The organism is Saccharopolyspora tripterygii, from assembly GCF_054778355.1.
Genome location: NZ_BAAGZP010000005.1, coordinates 102803 through 119589 on the forward strand (window position 1 = coordinate 102803; position 16787 = coordinate 119589).

Below are 16787 nucleotides of genomic sequence, written 5' to 3' on the forward strand. Positions count from 1 at the left end.
GCGGCGTAATTTCGGCTCTCGTTCACAGGCGAATACCGATTGGGGAACCGAACATGCCGATGTCCAGGCGATCGTTCATGATCTCCACCGGTGCACTGGTCGCGGGCGCGACCGTGCTGCCGATCTCCCAGCAACGCCTCCCGATGGCCGGCGCGGACAGCTCGTGGCTGGCCGACGCGGTGCTCTACCAGATCTACCCGCAGACCTTCGCCGACACCGACGGCAGCGGGATCGGGGACTTGCAGGGCATCATCGACCACCTCGACCACCTCCAGTGGCTCGGCGTCACCGCGGTGTGGATGAACCCGATCTTCCCGTCGCCGCTGACCGACGCGGGCTACGACGTCTCCGACTACGTGGGCGTGCACGAGCGCTACGGCACGCAGGACGACGTCGCGCGGCTGACCGACGAGGCCCGCCGCCGAGGCATCCGCATCCTGTTCGACCTGGTCGCGGGGCACACCTCCGACCAGCACCCGTGGTTCCAGAACTCCCTGCAGGACTCCGGGGACGACCGGTTCATCTGGGCGAGCCCGGACCAGTTGCCGCCGGACGGCAGCCTTCCCGACGGCTTCGTGGCCTCGCCCGGTCCGCGCGAGGGCGCGTTCCTGAAGAACTTCTACGACACCCAGCCGGCCATCAACTACGGCTACGCGCGGATGAACCCGGACGAGCCGTGGCGTCAGCCGGTCGATGCCGAAGGTCCCAAGCGCAATCGGGAAGCGATGCGCGAGGTGATGGATCACTGGCTGAAGCTGGGTGTTTCGGGATTCCGCTGCGACATGGCGGGCAGTCTGATCAAGGACGATCCGGACCTCGTCGAGACGGGCGAGCTCTGGGGCGAGATGGCGGCGTGGCTCGACGAGAACCACCCGGACGCGGTGCTGATCTCGGAGTGGGGGGATCCGGCGGTCGCGGTGCCCGCCGGGTTCGACGGCGACTTCTTCTTCCAGACCGGCGAGGCGTGGAAGTCGTTGTGGCAGGACAACCCGTACTTCGGTGCTGACGGGACCGGCACGGCCAAGACCTTCATCGACGCCTGGCGAGATGCGGAAGCGGCGATCGGCAGGCCGGGAGGAGTGCTGCTGCCCTCGGCCAACCACGACACGGCGTTGCGGCTGAACAACGGCGTGCGGACTCCGGAGGAGATCCCGGCGGCATTCGCGTTCTGGCTGACCTGGCCGATCGTCCCGCTGCTCTACTACGGCGAGGAGATCGGGATGCGGCTGATCGAGGGGCTTCCCGACGTCGAGGGCAGCGACGGCAGGCAGAACAACCGGACCCCGATGCAGTGGAACGGCGGGACCAACGCGGGGTTCTCCACCGCACCGGCCGAAGAGCTCTACCTGCCCATCGATCCTGACGAGAACCGGCCGAACGTCGAGGCACAGCGCGGTGATCCGGGCTCGCTGCTCAACCTGGTGCAGCGGCTCCTCGCGCTGCGCGCGAACCACCAGGAGCTCGGCATCGCGGCCGAGGTCGAGGTGTTCCACGACGGCTACCCGCTGACCTACCTGCGGGGTGACCGGTTCCTGGTGACGACCAACCCCAGCCGCGACTCGGTGACCGTCACGGTCCCCGACGACCGGCTGGCGAACGCGGCTCCGGTCGAGGACTCCGGAGTCACGATCAACGGCCGGGAGATCACCGTGCCGGGATTCGGCTACGCCGTGCTGGATCTTCGGCCGTGAGCACCTTTCCTCGTTCACTCGGATGACGTAGATTCGGCGCCGCTGTGTGAATACGTATTCAGGCGAGGAGCTGGGTGCAGTGGTGTCGAGGCGTTCGTTCATGATCGGTACGGGTGCGGTGCTCGCCGGAGCTGCGGTGATGCCGATCGCGCGGGTGAGTCCCGCAGCGGCGTCCGGCCAGCCCTCGTGGCTGGCTGACGCCGTGCTCTACCAGGTGTACCCGCAGAGCTTCGCCGACACCGACGGCGACGGGATCGGCGACCTGCGGGGCATCACCGAGCACCTCGACCACCTGGCTTGGCTGGGAGTCACGGCGATCTGGGTGAACCCGGTGTTCCCGTCACCGTTCACCGACGCCGGTTACGACATCACCGACTACGTGGGCGTGCACCCGCGCTACGGATCGCAGGAGGACGTCGGGGCGCTGGTCGAAGCGGCCCGGGCGCGCGGCATCCGCGTGCTGTTCGACCTCGTCGCCGGGCACACCTCCGACCAGCACCCGTGGTTCCTGAACTCCTTGCAGGACAGCACCGACAGCCGCTACGTGTGGGCGACTCCGGATCAGCTGCCGCCGGACGGCAGCCTGCCGGAGGACTTCGTGGCCTCGCCCGGTCCGCGCGAGGGCGCGTTCCTGAAGAACTACTACGACACGCAACCGGCCATCAACTACGGCTACGCGCGGATGAACCCGGACGAGCCGTGGCGCCAGCCGGTCGATGCCGAAGGTCCCACGCGCAACCGGCAAGCGATGCGCGAGGTGATGGATCACTGGCTGAAGCTGGGTGTTTCGGGATTCCGCTGCGACCTGGCCGCCACGCTGGTCAAGGACGACCCGGGGTGGGTCGAGACCGGAAAGCTGTGGGGCGAGATGCGCGCGTGGCTCGGCGAGAACCACCCGGACGCCGTGATGATCGCCGAGTGGGGCGACCCGGCGACCTCCGTGCCCGCGGGGTTCGACGGCGACTTCTTCCTGCCCGTCAACGGTCCAGGTGATGGTGCTCCGTGGAAGACGTTGTGGCAGGACAACCCCTACTTCGGCGCCGACGGGACCGGCACGGCGAAGGTGTTCGTCGACGCCTGGGAGCAGACGGAGCAGACCATCGGCAAGCCGGGCCACATCCTGCTGCCATCGGCCAACCACGACGGCGCGTTGCGGCTGAACAACGGCGTGCGGACTCCGGAGGAGATCCCGGCGGCGTTCGCGTTCTGGCTGACCTGGCCGACGGTCCCGACGCTGTACTACGGCGAGGAGATCGGGATGCGGCTGGTCGAGGGGCTTCCCGACGTCGAGGGGAGCGCGGGCAGGCAGCACAACCGCACGCCGATGCAGTGGGACGACGGCCCCAACGCGGGGTTCTCCACCGCGCCCGCCGAGAAGCTCTACATCCCGCAGGACCCGGACCCGAACCGGCCGACCGTCGCCGGCCAGAAGGCCGACCCGGGGTCGCTGCTGAACTTCGTGCAGCGGGTCATCGCGCTGCGCAAGCAGCACCCCGAGCTCGGCAGCGGCGGTGGGGTCGAGGTGTTCCACGACGGCTACCCGCTGACCTACCTGCGGGGTGACCGGTTCCTGGTGACCGTCAACCCCAGTCGCGAGCCGGTGACCGTTGAGGTCCCCGACGACCGCCTCGCCCACGCCCGCCCGGTGGAGGACAGCGGCGTGCGCGTCGACGGCCAGACCCTCCAGGTCCCGGCCTTCGGCTACGCCGTCCTCGACCTCCGCTGACCTCGCCCTCTCCCGGTTTTAGTCCAAACCGAGGACGCTTCGTGCCCGAAATGTCCGCTCAGTTCGGACTAAAACTGGGACGTGGTGAGGTCTCGGGCGCTTGAGCGAGCGGGTCTCCGGGGTGGATCAGGGATGGGTTCGGGGTGGTTCCGGACGCCGGTGGCGCGGGGTGGCGGCGAAGGTGGTGGACGTCGCCGCACCACCCTGGGAGGAACGGAAATGGACCTCAGCCGCGTCTACGAGATCCGGGTCCCCGGTTTCGCCAACGACGCCGAAGCGATCGCAGCGCAAGACCCGATCGCGCGCCTGCTGTGCCCGGACGAGTTCCACCGAGCCCCGTGCGAGATCCCGTGGAGCCTGTCCGTCGCGGACGACCCGGACGTTCCCGAACGCGGAGTCCTCGTGGTCGCCGTGCTCACCACCCGCTCGAAGGCGCTCGACCTGCTGCGCCCGATCGGCGAGGTCACGGGCCGTCCGGCGCACCTGCTCGACGCCGACCCCTCGGACTACGAGGCGCTCGTCGAGCAGCACCGGATCGAAGCGCTGATGTCCCGCTGATCGCGGGAGTTCACCTGTTGTGGCCGACGAATTCCCGATCACCGATTAGCATCCTCCGCGGTTGACCACTCGCGCGGAGGGACTCCAGATGATCAGCAGGACCGCCACCACCGCCACAGCGGCGCTTCTCGCCCTCGCGGTCGCCCCCGCGGCCGAGGCCGAGGACACCTACGCCGACTACGCCGACCTGGCCGCCCACGAGACCGAAGGCGTCGACTACCGGCGCGCCGTGCGCGACGGGAGCACCGACGTCGTCCACATCGCCATCCACGGCGGCGGCATCGAACGCCCCACCACCGAACTCGCCGACAGCGCGGCCACCTCCGGTGACCACGGCTTCGGCACCTTCGAGGGGATCAAGCCCTCGGGCAACAGCGTCCTGCACATCACCTCGACCCACTTCGACGAACCGCAGATCAGCGAGGCCGTGGCCGGTTCCACCTACACGGTGTCCTGGCACGGAGCCAAGGGCGACGAACCCACCACCTACGTCGGTGGCCTCGACACCGAGCTGCGCGACGCCGTTCGGGAGGAGCTCCGCGAGGAGGGCTTCGACGCGCCCGACGCGCTCCCCGACGGCCTCACCGGCGAGGACCCGGACAACATCGCCAACCGCAACACCCGCGGCAAGGGCGTGCAGCTGGAGCTCACCCGCGCTCAGCGCGACGCCCTGGTGAAGGATGGCGTTCCCACGGCGGAGTTCGACGACTACGTCGCCGCCGTCGAGAGGGCCGTCAGCCGTCGATGACCATCGGGGCCGAGACCCCGGGTGGTTCGTCGAGGATCGTCGGTGCGTATTCGAGCAGCTGGAGTCGGCCGTCGAAGGTCCGGGTGCTGAGCAGGTCGAGCTTGACGTCCGGGTATCCGTCGAAGATGCGCTGCTGACCGGTCACGCCGGTGATGACGGGGAAGACGACCACGCGGAAGCGGTCCACCACCCCCGCTCGCAGCAGCGATCGGGCGAGCGCGAGGCTGCCGAGGGTGCGCAGCGGCCGGCTCTCGCGCTGCTTCCACTCCCGCACGGCCGCCACCGCGTCCCCGGTGACGAGCTCGGTGTTGGCCCAGGACAGCGGGGGTCGCAGCGTCGAGGAGAAGACGACCTTGGGCAGGGCCGTCAGCTCGGCGAACCCGGGCTCCTCGGGCGCTTCGGCGGCGAACCCCGACATCAACCGGTACGTCGTGGCCCCCATGAGCGTGACGTGCTCGTTCTCGGAGCTCTCGGCGATCCAGTCGAGGTATTCCGGTCCTCCCATGCCCCACAGGCCCGGCCATCCCTCGGCAGCGGCGTAGCCGTCGAGCGAGATGATGAAGTCGACCATCAGATCCGGCATCGCGTTCGTCCTCTCCGCGCAGGTCTCGATGTGCAGACCCGCGGAGACGGCCGAACTCATCGCCGGCGCGTCACGCCGACGCGATGTCCTCCGAGCGCAGGGGGAGGGTGGCGTGGACGCGGTAGCCGCCGTCCTCGGTCCGGCCGGTGTTGAGCCTGCCGCCGGTCAGCGCGACGCGCTCGCGCATCCCGACCAGGCCGAAACCCGAGCTGGGCAGCGCCACGGCGTGCCCGCGCGGGCTGCGCCGGTTGGTCACCGTCACCGCGAGGTCGTCGCCGTCCGAGGACACCGAGACCACGACGGCCGCGTGCGGGGAGTGCTTGGCGGCGTTGGTGAGCGCTTCCTGCACGACGCGGTACGCGGCGCGCCCCACCTCGGGCGGGACCTCCGGCGCGGGCTCGGCCATGTCGAGCCGCACGTTCGACCCCGAGCGCACGGCCCCTTCGACGAGCTCGGCGATGCCGGTCGTGCTCGCCGACGCGGGCTCAGGTTCGGCCTCGTCGCGCAACGCGCGCAACATGTCGTGCAGTTCGGTCATCGCGGTGGCGCTGGTCGAGCGGATGACCTCGGCCAGTTCGGAGCTGCGCTGGTCGGTGGCGTTGGCGGCCAGGAGGTCCGCGTGCCGGGAGACGACGCCGATGCGGTGCGCGACGACGTCGTGCATCTCCCTGGCGATCTCGCGCCGCTGCGCCTCCACGGCGCGCTCGGCGAGCAGCTCTCGCTCCCGCTCGGCCTGCTCGGCCTGGTCCCGGAAGTCGGCCAGCACGCGCCGCCGACCGAACACCCACAGCCCGAGCAGCACCGGAACGGCCACCGAGCCCACGATGATGGTCGTCGCGGGTCCGAGCCGGAAGTCGTCCCAGCGTGCCACGATGGGCAGCATCGCCAGCACCTGCGCGCCGGCGGCCAGCCAGGTCGGCAGGCGGGGTCCGCGTCGGCTCGCCACCGTGTACGTCGCGACTTCGATGAACCCGAGGACGCGCTCGACGCCCAGCGACGTCACGGCCACCACCAGCGCTGCCGCGAACGGGAACCGCCGCCGCACCAGCAGGGCGGAGAACGCCGCGAGCATCGCCGTGATCGTCAGGGGGGAGGTGTCGGTGAGGCGGCCGCCGTGGGCGTAGAACTCACCGGCGATCGGTGCTCCGGCCACCGCGAGGTCGAACAGCAGCGACCTCGGCGAATCGTCCCACCAGGACAACCACGAGCGCTGCTGCTTCCTCGACACGTCCGTCACGGTACTCACACGTCGCGGCGGGTCAGGACGACGCCCGCGGCGCCGAGCAGAACCGCGGCGAGTCCCAGCATCGGCAGCGCGTGCGGCCACTGCGGCGTTTCGCTGATGAGCTGGCGAGCCGAGTAGAACGGCTGCAGCACCACGAGCAGCCACTCCGGCAGGTCCAGCCGGTTGATCAGCAGCATCTCGACCTCCGGCCACACCACGAGGAACGTGATCGGAACGATCGAGCCGTGCAGGAGGACCGCCAGCGCGAGCCCGACCAAGGTCATCAGCGTCGTGTAGATCACGGCTCCGACGCCCGTCATCAGCGAGATCGACGCGGTCGGTGCGGCTCCCATGAACACCGCGAGCACCAGCCAGGACGCGGAGATCACCACGGTTTCGGTGGCGATGGCCGCGATCGCGACCACGGCGACCTTGGCCCACAGCACCCGCAGCCGGGACCGCGCGGTGAGCACGGTCGTGGTGATCGTGCGGTACCGGTACTCGTTGCCGAAGGCGTTGACGCCCAGCGCGCCCACCAGCGCCCCGAAGATCCACGCCACCGAGATCACCTTGTCGAAGGTGACGTCGCCGTGGTCGCGCGAGTCGTGCGCGAAGACCGTCAGCAGGACCTGGACGAGGATCGCGGCCCCGATCAGGACCCAGTTGGAGCGCACGGTCCGGAAGGCCGCCCACTCGTACTGAACGGCGCGCAGTCCCGCGGAGGTGGTGTCGGCCTGCGGCCTGGCTGCGAGCGTGGTCATGCTGCTGCTCCTCGGTAGGTCGTGGCGGTGGCGGTGGCGTTGAAGAAGGCGTCTTCGAGGCTGCTGCGGCGGGTGTGCAGCTCGCGGATCGGGATGCCCGCCTGCCGCGCGGCGGCGCTGATCGCCTCGGCCTCGGCGTTGTGGATGGCCAGCACGTCGGGTTCTTCCTGCTGCACCTGGAATCCCGCCTGGTGCAGCCACTGCCCGAAACGCCCGGCTTCCGCCGTGCGCACGACGACGTGGGTGCGGGTGTGCGCGGCGATGAAGTCGCGCACCGGCTGGGCGGCGATGAGCCTGCCCTCGCCGATGACGACGAGATCGTCAGCGAGCTGCGCGATCTCGGACAGCAGGTGCGAGGACACGAACACGGTCCGGCCCTCGTCGGCCAGGTTGCGCAGCAGCGAGCGGATCCAGCGCACGCCTTCGGGATCGAGCCCGTTGGTGGGTTCGTCGAGGATCACGTACTCGGGGTCGCCCAGCAGCGCGGCGGCGATGCCGAGACGCTGCCGCATCCCGAGGCTGAAGCCCCCGATGCGCTGGGAGCGGACCTCGTCGAGCCCGACGGCGGCCAGCACCTCGCGGACCCGCTGCTCGGAGATGCCGGCCCCGGCGGCGATCATCCGCAGGTGCTGGTGCGCCGACCGCCCCGGGTGCACGGCCCCGGCGTCGAGCAGCGCGCCCACGGTGCGCACCGGGTTCGGCAGGTCCTGGTAGCCGCGGCCGTTGAACAGGACTTCGCCCTCGCCCCGGTCGAGGCCGAGCATGAGCCGCATCGTGGTCGACTTGCCCGCCCCGTTCGGGCCGAGGAAGCCGGTCACCACGCCCGGCCGGACGGTGCAGGTGAGGTCGCGCACGGCGAGCTTGTCGCCGTAGCGCTTGGACAGTTCCCGGATGGTGATCAACCCTGCTCCTCGATGTCGGATCGGATTTCCCGCATGACAACGAGAATCGCGAATCCGATGGGTGCGGGGCGTCTGACTTCCAGCTACGAGCGGGTACGACTTTCGGGCAGCGGCAGCACCGCGGTCACCCGGAAGCCCCCCTCGGAGGTCGGGCCGGCCTCCAGCGAGCCGCCGGCGAGCCCGACGCGCTCCCGCATCCCGAGCAGCCCGTACCCGGCTCCGGATGAGGGGGACGGCCTGCTCGGTCCGTTGGCGACGGTGACGGTGAGGCCCTCACCCCCCTCGACGACGACGGTGACCGCGGCCTCGGGCGCGTGCCGGGCCGCGTTCGTCAGCGCTTCCTGCACGACGCGGTACGCGGCGCGCCCGGTGGTGCTGGAGGTTTCGGGGAGGTCGTCGGGCATGGTCAGCCGTACCCGGGTCCCGGTCTCCGCGGCGTCGCGGACCAGTTCGGTGATGTCGTGCACGGCGGGCGCCTCGGTGACCTCGGAGGGGCCCTCGCGCAGGACGCGGAGCATGCCGCGCAGTTCGGTGAGCGCTTTCGCGCTGTTGTCGCGGATGATCTCGGCGGTGTCGGCGGTCGTCTCGTCCTTGGCGTGCACGGTGAGCGCGCCCGCCTGCAACGTCATCACGCTGGCCCGGTGCGCGATGACGTCGTGCAGCTCGCGGGCGATGCGCCGCCGCTCCTCGCCGACGGCCCGCTCGGCCAGCAGCGCTCGTTCGCGCTCGGCCCGGTCGATGCGTTCGCGCGTGGCCGTCATCAGCACCTGCCGCTGCTGCAGCCACAACCCGAGCATGACCGGCACGCAGTACAGCGCGGACTTCACGGCGATGCCGACCAGCATCGGGAACCCCACCCAGCCGTTCTGCCCGATGATCTCGGAGCCGACCCCGATCCCGATGATCACGAACCCCACGATCCACGTCGCGCGCGTGGCCCCGTGGTGGCGCGCGTAGGTGTAGAGGGCGACCCACGACGGCGGCGGCGTCGGAACGAACACCAGGGCCGGGATCGAGGTGGCGACCGCGATCAGCGGGAACCTCCTGCGCACCAGCATCCCGAGGCCGGCGACGACGGCGAGACCGATCTCCCAGGGCGTGGGGTCGTCTGCGAACAGCCCGCTGAACAGCAGCGCGACGGCGAGATCGATCAGCAGGCGGTGAACCTTGCCGTCCCACCAGGACAGCAGGCGTTCACGGTCGAGGAGGTGACGCACCTGGCCGACTCTAGTTGCGGCGATCGCCCGGCACGTTCGCCGAGGGGCCGAGGCGGGTACGACTTTCGGCCAAGTTCGGACGAGCAGGTCGGGGGACGTGGCGGCGCCCCGAGATCCATAGCGTTGTTGATCGAAGGACGAACGAACTCCTGAGAGGAAACGTCATGGACCTGGAAAAGCTCTTCAGCTCGCCGGAACTGCTGCTGGAGTTCGGCGTCCTCGCGCTGATCGGGCTGGTGGCCTTCGGTGCGCTGGCGCTGTTCGTCTGCGCCGTGGTCAGCATCATCGGCTCGCCGCTGTCGTTCGGCATGACGGTGGTCTGGCTCCTCGTGGCCTTCGCCGCGCCGTTCCTGGGCAGCCTGCTGTGGTTCATCATCGGCCGCGGCGACGCCTACCGCCGGCGAGTGGCCTACTAGGTCTCCCAGGGCCGCTGGTGCAACGGCCGCGGGCGGGTAAGTTCGGCGCATGGATTCTGATGCCATCGTCGTGGGTGCGGGCCTCGCCGGCCTGGTCGCCACGGCCGAGCTGGTCGCCGCAGGCAAGAAGGTCACCGTGGTCGACCAGGAGAACGCGGCCAACCTCGGTGGCCAGGCGTGGTGGTCGTTCGGCGGGATCTTCCTGGTCGACACCCCCGAGCAGCGCCGGCTCGGCGTGAAGGACTCCTTCGACCTCGCCTGGCAGGACTGGCTCGGCAGCGCCGGCTGGGACCGCCTGGCCGACGAGGACAGCTGGGCCTCCCGCTGGGGGCGCGCGTACGTCGAGTGGGCCGCCGGCGAGAAGCGCGACTGGCTGCGCGGCAACGGAATCCGGTTCACCCCCATGGTCGGCTGGGCGGAGCGAGGTGACGGTCGCGCGACCGGCCACGGCAACTCGGTGCCCCGCTTCCACGTCGCGTGGGGCACGGGCACCGGTGTGGTCGGGCCGTTCGTCGAGGCCGCGATCGAGGGGGCCAAGCGCGGCCTGGTCACCTTCCGCCACCGCCACCAGGTGGACGAGCTGATCGTCGAAGGCGGCGCGGTCGTGGGCGTTCGAGGCACCGTCCTGGGCCCCGACGAGGGGGAGCGGGGTGCGGCGTCCCACCGCGACGCGGCCGGTGAGTTCGAGCTGCGCGCGCAGGCGGTCGTCGTGTCGACCGGTGGCATCGGCGGCAACCACGACCTGGTGCGCGAGTTCTGGCCCGAGCGGCTGGGCCGCCCGCCGCGCGAGATGATCACCGGCGTCCCCGAGTACGTCGACGGCCGGGGCATCGGGATCGCGCAGGACGCCGGGGCCCGGCTGGTCAACCGCGACCGGATGTGGCACTACGTCGAGGGGATCCAGAACTGGGACCCGGTCTGGCCGAAGCACGCGATCCGGATCCTGCCGGGCCCGTCGCCGCTCTGGTTCGACGCGCTGGGCAGGCTGCTGCCCGCGCCGTTCCTGCCCGGCTGCGACACGCTCGGCACCCTCAAGCACCTGCGGACCACGCCCGACATCGCGCAGTACGACCACTCCTGGTTCATCGTCACGCAGAAGATGATCGAGAAGGAGTTCGCGCTGTCGGGATCGGAGCAGAACCCCGACATCACCAACCACGACCTGAAGCTGCTGGCGAAGACGCGGCTCGGCAAGGGTGCGCCGGGGCCGGTCGAGGCGTTCAAGCAGCGCGGTGCGGACTTCGTCGTGGCGGACGCGCTCGGGGACCTCGTCGCGAAGATGAACGCGCTGACCGAGACGCCGCTGCTGGACGCCGCCGAGGTCGAGCGGCAGATCGTCGCGCGCGACCGCGAGATGACCAACCCGTTCAGCAAGGACGCCCAAGCGCAGCTCATCCACAACGCGCGCCGCTACCGCGGTGACAAGCTCACGCGCGTCTCCTCGCCGCACCGGGTGCTCGACCCGAAGGCCGGTCCGCTCATCGGTGTCAAGCTGCACGTGCTGACCCGCAAATCGCTCGGCGGCATCCAGACCGACCTGTCCTCGCAGGCCCTCGGCGCCGACGGCCAGGCCATCCCGGGTCTGTTCGCCGCGGGCGAGGCGGCCGGGTTCGGCGGCGGAGGCGTGCACGGCTACAACGCGCTGGAGGGCACGTTCCTCGGCGGCTGCTTGTTCTCCGGCCGCGCCGCAGGAAGGGCCATCGCCGCAGCGCTCTGAAGTGCGGGGAGTGTTCTGCGTGGCGTGCGGGTGGCGGAACCTGGTGCATGTCGTGTGGGTGGGGGTGGGGAAGTTTTCATGAAAACTTCCCCAGCCCTAGGCGAGACCGGCGTCGTGGGTGACGATGGCGACCTGAGTCCGGTTGACGGCGTCCAGCTTCTGCATGATCCGTCCGATGTGGACCTTGACGGTCGACTGGCTCATGTACAGGTCGGCGGCGATCTCGGCGTTGCTGGAACCCTGCGCGACGGCCACCGCCACCTCGCGCTCGCGGGCGGTCAGCTGGTCCATCTTGGACTTCGCGGATTGAGCCGCACCGCCCCCGGAGGAGAAGGTGGTCAAGAGCTTCCGGGTGATCCGCGGTGAGAGCATCGCCTCACCACCGGCGAGGGTGTGCACGGCGGCGACCAGCTCGTGCGGCCGGGTGTCCTTGAGCAGGAATCCGGCCGCCCCGTTCTGCAGCGCTTCGTGCACGTACTCGTCCACGTCGAAGGTCGTCAGCACGCCCACCGCGGGCGGATCGGGCAGCGCGGCCAGCCGCTTGGTCACCTCCAGCCCACCGACGCCGGGCATCTGGATGTCGGTGAGCACCACGTGCGGCGCGAACCGGGACACCAGCTCCACGACCGGCGCACCGTTGGCGGCCTCGGCCACCACCTCGATCTCCGGATCGGCCTCCAGGATCATCCTGATCCCGGACCGCACCAGGTCCTCGTCATCGACCAGAACGACCTTGACGCTCACCGAACACCACACCCAAACCTCGACGAAACCCGCCGTCCCACGGTATACCGCCCGACCCCGACCCCGAGCCCGCGCCCACCTTCACCAAGAACCCGGCAACCCGTGCGCGCAGCTCCGCCCAGAACCGCGTTGATCAGCGGCCACCCGTTCCCCGTCCACCACCCGGCCGGAATCGTGGCTGCGCAAGGCGAGCGCCAGGTTGTCCAGATAGGACGCCAATCGCTCGCGGTCCTCGGTCCCGTAGTGGCCGACTTCCAAGTCGTCCACGGCGAGCCCGAGCGACATGATCACTCCTCGTGTCATGGCTCCCAGCCTGCGCAGGTCCGCTGTCACCGTTGCCCCGCTCGTGGTGCTTCGAACACCGGCGCACCGGCCACCAGGCGGTAGCAGGACGGTAGGTCGGCAGCAGCCACGCCATGTCTGACATGCTGAGTGCCGTACTCCGGCCCCCAGAACCAACCGCGTTCCGGTGGGCGGCCCTCCGAGCAGATGTGCATTCCGTGCTCTCCTCTCTCCTTCGGCACAGCGAGCTTGGCCGGTTACCGCTTCCTGCGGGAGGGAGGATCGGGGGAGCGCAAGGGGAGACTTCAGGGAGACTTCGGCTTTCGTTCGGTGATGGTGCAGATACCGTGAGTGATCGCTGAGCTGAGGAGTTGACGTGCCGGAGCTCAATGACGCATTGCGCGCTGCGCGCCAGCGCCTCAGCCATCATCTCCAGCGCTCAGGTCCTGCGCTCCCGGTTGCCCAGGAACAGCCGGGAGATCGGCGAACTGGACCGCATGTTGAATGCGCTGAACGCAGGAGGTTCACCGTGACCAGACTCGCGATCACGGGGCATCGGGGGCTTTCGGCGGAGGTCGAACAGCTCGTTGAGGTGGCACTCCGGGAGGAGGTGGCGGGCACGCCGGGACTCGTCGGCGTGAGCTGTCTGGCCGATGGTGCTGACAGCCTCTTCGCGCAGGCCGTGCTCGATCACGGTGGGGACCTGATCGCCGTCGTCCCGGCGGCCATGTACCGCGATGGGTTGCCCGAAGAGCACCACCCGATCTACGACGCGCTCCTGGGTCGTGCCTCGGAGGTCGTGCGACTCGATCACGTCGAATCCACTGAGAAGTCCCACATGGCCGGGAGTCTCGAAATGCTCGACCGCGCCGACCGGCTCGTCGCCGTCTGGGACGGCGAACCGGCCCGCGGCTACGGTGGAACGGCTGACGTCGTGCGGGTCGCCCGCGACCGGGACCTGCCCGTGACGAGGATCTGGCCGAACGGTGCCGCCCGCGACTGACACCGATCGAAATCCGTGACGGCAGGCCACCCCGGACGGCAGGATCGAGGCGGGTTCACCGACTGAAGGACGTCCGATGAGGAGAGGTTCAGTGTCCGAGGAGAAGGGGCGGATCTTCCGCGAGGCGTGGATCGCCGGCGTGAACGCGCACTACCCCGGCGAGCCCAAGCCCGGCTACGTCGCGCCGTGGGAGGAAACGCCCGACTGGGAACGTGCCAGCGCATCGGCCGTCTACCAGCAGGTTCAAGACTTCATCCAGGCGACGGAAGGCAGCGCCTCGAAACTCACCCGCGAGCAGAAGGGCCGTTTCGTGGCCTTGTGCTGGACGGGCCAGATCTTCCGGCACTTCGCAGACCCCAAGCCCGCCTACGTCGCGGACTGGGCCGACATGCCCGAATGGCAGCGCGAAACCGACTCGGACATCTTCGAGCGCATCCAACAACGAGTCAGCCCCAGCTGACGTGAGGACGCAGCGGCAAGATCCGGACCGGAGTGACGATGGTGAGGAGGCCGTGTGGCTGACGAGAGGGTGGCTGAGGCGCGGGGGTTGACCGTGCACGTCGACACCGGCCGGTGGAGCGAGACGGTGATCGAGTCCGTGGACCTGGCCGTGCCCGCGGGCCGGGTCACGGCGCTGCTCGGCGAGTCGGGTTGCGGGAAGTCCATGCTCGCGGCGGCGCTGACCGGTCACCTGCCTGCGGTCGCGAGCAGCAGGGGAGACGTGCTCGTCAACGGGGTGCCCGTGACCGGCGAGCGGGAGTGGCGGCGGTTGCGCGTGAACACCGTCGGCTACCTGCCGCAATCCGGGCTCGCGGCCTTCCACGCGGAGGCCGACGTGGCGTCGCAGCTGCGCAAGACGCACGAGCTGCGCGGGGTGCTCAGCGTCGAGGAGGCGTGCGCGTCCGCCCTGTACCCGGACGACGTGCGGCACCTGCTGCCGGGCCAGCACTCCAGCGGGCAGGTCCAGCGCGCCGCGCTCGCCGCTGCGCTGATCCCCGCGCCCGCGCTGCTGGTCGTGGACGAGCCGACCGCGTCGCTCGACACCGCCACCGCCCGCGCGGTGTGGGCGAACCTGCGCAAGTGCGCTGAAGCGGGCACCGCCGTGCTCGCCATCAGCCACGACGTCAACCACCTCATCGACCTCGACATCGCCGACGAGATGGTGTTCCTGCGCGAAGGCCGGATCACCGCCGCCGGGACGCCGGACGAGATGCGCGCGCTCGACGACCCCTACCTGCGCGGGTTCTTCAACCCGCTCGGCCGGTGACGCGCCGCATCACTCCACGAGGTCGAGGAATTCCCAGCGGGCGTGCGGTTGTGCCCCGCTGAGCCACTTCCCGCAGTTCTGCAGGACCACCGGGCTGGAAGTGATGTGCTGGGAACCGGTTCCGAGGTCGCGCAGGAACCGCTCGATCGGTCCCCGGCGGATCGCCGCTGTTCCCGCCCACCGGTGCACGGTCCTGCCGACCTCCTGGGCGCTCCGGGTGGCGTTGCCGAGCGCCAGCCGGATCAGCGTGTCCTGCTCGGTGGTCTGCGGGTCGCCCGCCGCCAAGGTGTTCTCGACGTCCGCCCAGACGTGCTCCGCCCAAGAGCGCGCCGAGCGCAGCGCGGCTTCGGCCGACGCGTACTCGGCGTGGAACTGCGCGGTGTCGACCGCTGCGCCGCGCGCGCCGAACTTGGCCGCCGCCACCGACTTCAGCTCGTCGAGCAGCCGTCGACCGACGCCGAGCGCCCAGCCCGTGTGACCGATCGCGGCCATGTTGACCAGGCCGACGCGGTACATCGCGCCGCCGTGGGCGGGCGTGCTCGTCGTCGCGAGGTAGGTGTTCTCGCGCGGCACGAACACGTCGGTGCAGTGGTAGTCGATGCTGGTCGTGGCGCGCAGGCCGAGCACGTCCCAGTTGTCGACCAGCTCGACCTGCTCCTTCGGCATCGCCAGCACCCGGCCCTCGCCGCTGCCCTCCACCAGGATCAGGCTGTGCACGTGGCTGGCCAGCGCCATTCCCGAGGCGAACTGCCAGCTCCCGCTCACCAGGAACCCGCCGTCGACCGGGACCGCCTTGCCCGGCCGGGTGCCGTGCCCGGCCAGCAGGGCGTGATCGCCACCGGGGACGTCGGGGAACAGCGCGTCCGCCGCGCTGGAGTCGAGGTAGGCGGCGGTGGTGCCGGTGATGTGCTGCAGGGCCATCATCGTCCAGCCGGCGGCGGCGTCGTGATAGCTGATCCGCTCGCTCATCGCCGTCAGCTGACGGGGAGCGAATTCGAAGCCGCCGAGGCAGGCGGGCAGGGAGGCGCGGACCGCGCCCGTGTCCAGCAGGCCTCGCGCGACGTCCTCGTTCAGGCTCCCGCGCTCGTCGGCCGCCTCCGCGCTCGCGTTCATCAGCTCGCCGAGCGCGTCGACGCGCTCCAGCACCGCCGGAAGCTCCGGGCTGATGTGCAGGTCCCCCATGTGCGCTCCTCCTCGATCCGCGGTCGGCACCCGGACCAACCTAGATGAGTCCGGCCAGCGCAGTACGGTCGTTGGTGACGACGAGCAGGAGGCGGACATGGCCGGGACGACCGTGACCGAGGTGATGGCCGAGCTGGCCGCCCTCGAAGATCCCAAGGCTCGCGCGGTGAACGAGAAGCACGGCGACGATCACGGCGTGAACCTCGGGAAGCTGCGCGCGTTGGCCAAGCAGCTCAAGACGCAGCAGGAACTCGCGCGCGAGCTGTGGGCGACCGGTGACACGGCCGCGAGGCTGCTGGCGCTGCTGATCTGCCGCCCGAAGGCCTTCGACCGCGACGAGCTGGACACCATGCTGCGCGAAGCCTGCCGGCCCAAGGTCCACGACTGGCTCGTCAACTACGTGGTCAAGAAGAACACGCACGCCGAGGAGCTGCGCACGGCGTGGAGCGCCGACCCGGACCCGGTGGTCGCGAGCGCGGGGTGGGCGCTGACCGCCGAACGCGTGACGAAGAAGCCGGACGGCCTCGACCTGGCGGGTCTGCTCGACGTCATCGAGGCGGAGATGAAGGACGCGCCGGACCGCCTGCAGTGGGCGATGAACACGTGCCTGGCGCAGATCGGGATCCACCACCCCGAGCACCGCTCGCGCGCGATCGGCATCGGTGAACGCCTGCGCGTGCTGGAGGACTACCCGACGTCGCCCGGCTGCACCTCGCCGTACGCACCGACCTGGATCGCCGAGATGGTCCGCCGCGCGAGCTGAGC

The 16787-nt window shown here is 70.2% G+C and carries 18 protein-coding genes; 10 read left to right on the forward strand and 8 right to left on the reverse strand.

Annotated elements, in window-relative coordinates; translation table 11 throughout:
• Positions 1 to 53: 53 nt before the first annotated feature.
• The 4 genes from ACYVF3_RS03935 to ACYVF3_RS03950 all read left to right on the forward strand — a co-directional run bounded on the left by ACYVF3_RS03935 (position 54) and on the right by ACYVF3_RS03950 (position 4723).
• Positions 54 to 1691 carry an alpha-amylase family glycosyl hydrolase gene (locus tag ACYVF3_RS03935; RefSeq protein ID WP_461152884.1) on the forward strand — a complete coding sequence of 546 codons (1638 nt, stop codon included), beginning with the start codon at positions 54 to 56 and terminating at the stop codon, positions 1689 to 1691.
• 100 nt (positions 1692 to 1791) lie between these two features.
• The gene (locus tag ACYVF3_RS03940) at positions 1792 to 3417 is read left to right on the forward strand and encodes an alpha-amylase family glycosyl hydrolase (RefSeq protein WP_461152885.1); all 1626 of its coding nucleotides are present in this window, start codon (positions 1792 to 1794) and stop codon (positions 3415 to 3417) included.
• A gap of 219 nt (positions 3418 to 3636) precedes the next feature.
• Positions 3637 to 3975, forward strand: coding sequence for a hypothetical protein (locus tag ACYVF3_RS03945; RefSeq protein ID WP_461152886.1), 339 nt, complete (start codon positions 3637 to 3639; stop codon positions 3973 to 3975).
• Between the two features lie 88 nt (positions 3976 to 4063).
• A complete protein-coding gene (locus tag ACYVF3_RS03950; protein ID WP_461152887.1) occupies positions 4064 to 4723 on the forward strand; it encodes a poly-gamma-glutamate hydrolase family protein in 660 nt (219 codons plus the stop codon).
• On the opposite strand, the gene ACYVF3_RS03955 is transcribed toward ACYVF3_RS03950, so the two are convergent.
• From ACYVF3_RS03955 to ACYVF3_RS03975, 5 genes are all read right to left on the reverse strand, one after another.
• Positions 4710 to 5366, reverse strand: coding sequence for a dihydrofolate reductase family protein (locus ACYVF3_RS03955; RefSeq protein WP_461152888.1), 657 nt, complete (start codon positions 5364 to 5366; stop codon positions 4710 to 4712). The genes ACYVF3_RS03950 and ACYVF3_RS03955 overlap by 14 nt on opposite strands.
• A gap of 10 nt (positions 5367 to 5376) precedes the next feature.
• A complete protein-coding gene (locus tag ACYVF3_RS03960) occupies positions 5377 to 6534 on the reverse strand; it encodes a sensor histidine kinase (RefSeq protein WP_461152889.1) in 1158 nt (385 codons plus the stop codon).
• Positions 6535 to 6548: 14 nt separating this feature from the next.
• On the reverse strand, positions 6549 to 7292 hold the full coding sequence (locus ACYVF3_RS03965) for an ABC transporter permease (protein WP_461152890.1): 744 nt from the start codon (positions 7290 to 7292) through the stop codon (positions 6549 to 6551).
• The gene (locus tag ACYVF3_RS03970; protein WP_461152891.1) at positions 7289 to 8194 is read right to left on the reverse strand and encodes an ABC transporter ATP-binding protein; all 906 of its coding nucleotides are present in this window, start codon (positions 8192 to 8194) and stop codon (positions 7289 to 7291) included. Before ACYVF3_RS03970 ends, ACYVF3_RS03965 begins: the two co-directional genes overlap by 4 nt.
• Before the next feature lie 83 nt (positions 8195 to 8277).
• Positions 8278 to 9411 (reverse strand): sensor histidine kinase, encoded by a 1134-nt coding sequence (locus ACYVF3_RS03975; protein ID WP_461152892.1) that lies wholly within the window; start codon positions 9409 to 9411, stop codon positions 8278 to 8280.
• Positions 9412 to 9575: 164 nt separating this feature from the next.
• Between ACYVF3_RS03975 and ACYVF3_RS03980 the strand changes: the two genes are divergently transcribed.
• Both ACYVF3_RS03980 and ACYVF3_RS03985 read left to right on the forward strand, forming a co-directional pair.
• Positions 9576 to 9827, forward strand: coding sequence for a PLD nuclease N-terminal domain-containing protein (locus ACYVF3_RS03980; protein WP_461152893.1), 252 nt, complete (start codon positions 9576 to 9578; stop codon positions 9825 to 9827).
• Positions 9828 to 9876: 49 nt separating this feature from the next.
• Positions 9877 to 11544: an FAD-binding dehydrogenase gene (locus ACYVF3_RS03985; protein ID WP_461152894.1), complete on the forward strand. Its 1668-nt coding sequence runs from the start codon at positions 9877 to 9879 to the stop codon at positions 11542 to 11544.
• Between the two features lie 96 nt (positions 11545 to 11640).
• Here ACYVF3_RS03985 and ACYVF3_RS03990 read toward each other — a convergent pair whose 3' ends face one another.
• Positions 11641 to 12288, reverse strand: a complete 648-nt coding sequence (locus tag ACYVF3_RS03990) for a response regulator (protein ID WP_461152895.1) — start codon at positions 12286 to 12288, stop codon at positions 11641 to 11643.
• A gap of 81 nt (positions 12289 to 12369) precedes the next feature.
• Positions 12370 to 12591, reverse strand: coding sequence for a hypothetical protein (locus ACYVF3_RS03995; protein ID WP_461152896.1), 222 nt, complete (start codon positions 12589 to 12591; stop codon positions 12370 to 12372).
• A gap of 508 nt (positions 12592 to 13099) precedes the next feature.
• On the opposite strand from ACYVF3_RS03995, the gene ACYVF3_RS04000 reads away from it, so the two are divergent.
• The 3 genes from ACYVF3_RS04000 (at position 13100) to ACYVF3_RS04010 (ending at position 14840) form a co-directional block, all read left to right on the forward strand.
• On the forward strand, positions 13100 to 13573 hold the full coding sequence (locus tag ACYVF3_RS04000) for a hypothetical protein (RefSeq protein WP_461152897.1): 474 nt from the start codon (positions 13100 to 13102) through the stop codon (positions 13571 to 13573).
• Positions 13574 to 13649: 76 nt separating this feature from the next.
• Complete coding sequence (locus ACYVF3_RS04005) at positions 13650 to 14033, forward strand: hypothetical protein (RefSeq protein WP_461152898.1); 384 nt, start codon at positions 13650 to 13652, stop codon at positions 14031 to 14033.
• A 54-nt stretch (positions 14034 to 14087) separates the two neighbouring features.
• Positions 14088 to 14840 (forward strand): ATP-binding cassette domain-containing protein, encoded by a 753-nt coding sequence (locus tag ACYVF3_RS04010; protein ID WP_461152899.1) that lies wholly within the window; start codon positions 14088 to 14090, stop codon positions 14838 to 14840.
• Positions 14841 to 14849: 9 nt separating this feature from the next.
• On the opposite strand, the gene ACYVF3_RS04015 is transcribed toward ACYVF3_RS04010, so the two are convergent.
• Positions 14850 to 16022 carry an acyl-CoA dehydrogenase family protein gene (locus tag ACYVF3_RS04015; protein WP_461152900.1) on the reverse strand — a complete coding sequence of 391 codons (1173 nt, stop codon included), beginning with the start codon at positions 16020 to 16022 and terminating at the stop codon, positions 14850 to 14852.
• Positions 16023 to 16119: 97 nt separating this feature from the next.
• Between ACYVF3_RS04015 and ACYVF3_RS04020 the strand changes: the two genes are divergently transcribed.
• Positions 16120 to 16785 carry a DNA alkylation repair protein gene (locus tag ACYVF3_RS04020; protein ID WP_461152901.1) on the forward strand — a complete coding sequence of 222 codons (666 nt, stop codon included), beginning with the start codon at positions 16120 to 16122 and terminating at the stop codon, positions 16783 to 16785.
• Positions 16786 to 16787: the final 2 nt, after the last annotated feature.

Coding starts and splice junctions, on each gene's coding strand:
- ACYVF3_RS03935 (WP_461152884.1), top strand. CDS start 54: ATGCCGATGTCCAGGCGATCGTTCATGATCTCCACCGGTGCACTGGTC.
- ACYVF3_RS03940 (WP_461152885.1), top strand. CDS start 1,792: ATGATCGGTACGGGTGCGGTGCTCGCCGGAGCTGCGGTGATGCCGATC.
- ACYVF3_RS03945 (WP_461152886.1), top strand. CDS start 3,637: ATGGACCTCAGCCGCGTCTACGAGATCCGGGTCCCCGGTTTCGCCAAC.
- ACYVF3_RS03950 (WP_461152887.1), top strand. CDS start 4,064: ATGATCAGCAGGACCGCCACCACCGCCACAGCGGCGCTTCTCGCCCTC.
- ACYVF3_RS03955 (WP_461152888.1), bottom strand. CDS start 5,366: ATGAGTTCGGCCGTCTCCGCGGGTCTGCACATCGAGACCTGCGCGGAG.
- ACYVF3_RS03965 (WP_461152890.1), bottom strand. CDS start 7,292: ATGACCACGCTCGCAGCCAGGCCGCAGGCCGACACCACCTCCGCGGGA.
- ACYVF3_RS03980 (WP_461152893.1), top strand. CDS start 9,576: ATGGACCTGGAAAAGCTCTTCAGCTCGCCGGAACTGCTGCTGGAGTTC.
- ACYVF3_RS03985 (WP_461152894.1), top strand. CDS start 9,877: ATGGATTCTGATGCCATCGTCGTGGGTGCGGGCCTCGCCGGCCTGGTC.
- ACYVF3_RS03995 (WP_461152896.1), bottom strand. CDS start 12,591: ATGACACGAGGAGTGATCATGTCGCTCGGGCTCGCCGTGGACGACTTG.
- ACYVF3_RS04005 (WP_461152898.1), top strand. CDS start 13,650: ATGAGGAGAGGTTCAGTGTCCGAGGAGAAGGGGCGGATCTTCCGCGAG.
- ACYVF3_RS04015 (WP_461152900.1), bottom strand. CDS start 16,022: ATGGGGGACCTGCACATCAGCCCGGAGCTTCCGGCGGTGCTGGAGCGC.
- ACYVF3_RS04020 (WP_461152901.1), top strand. CDS start 16,120: ATGGCCGGGACGACCGTGACCGAGGTGATGGCCGAGCTGGCCGCCCTC.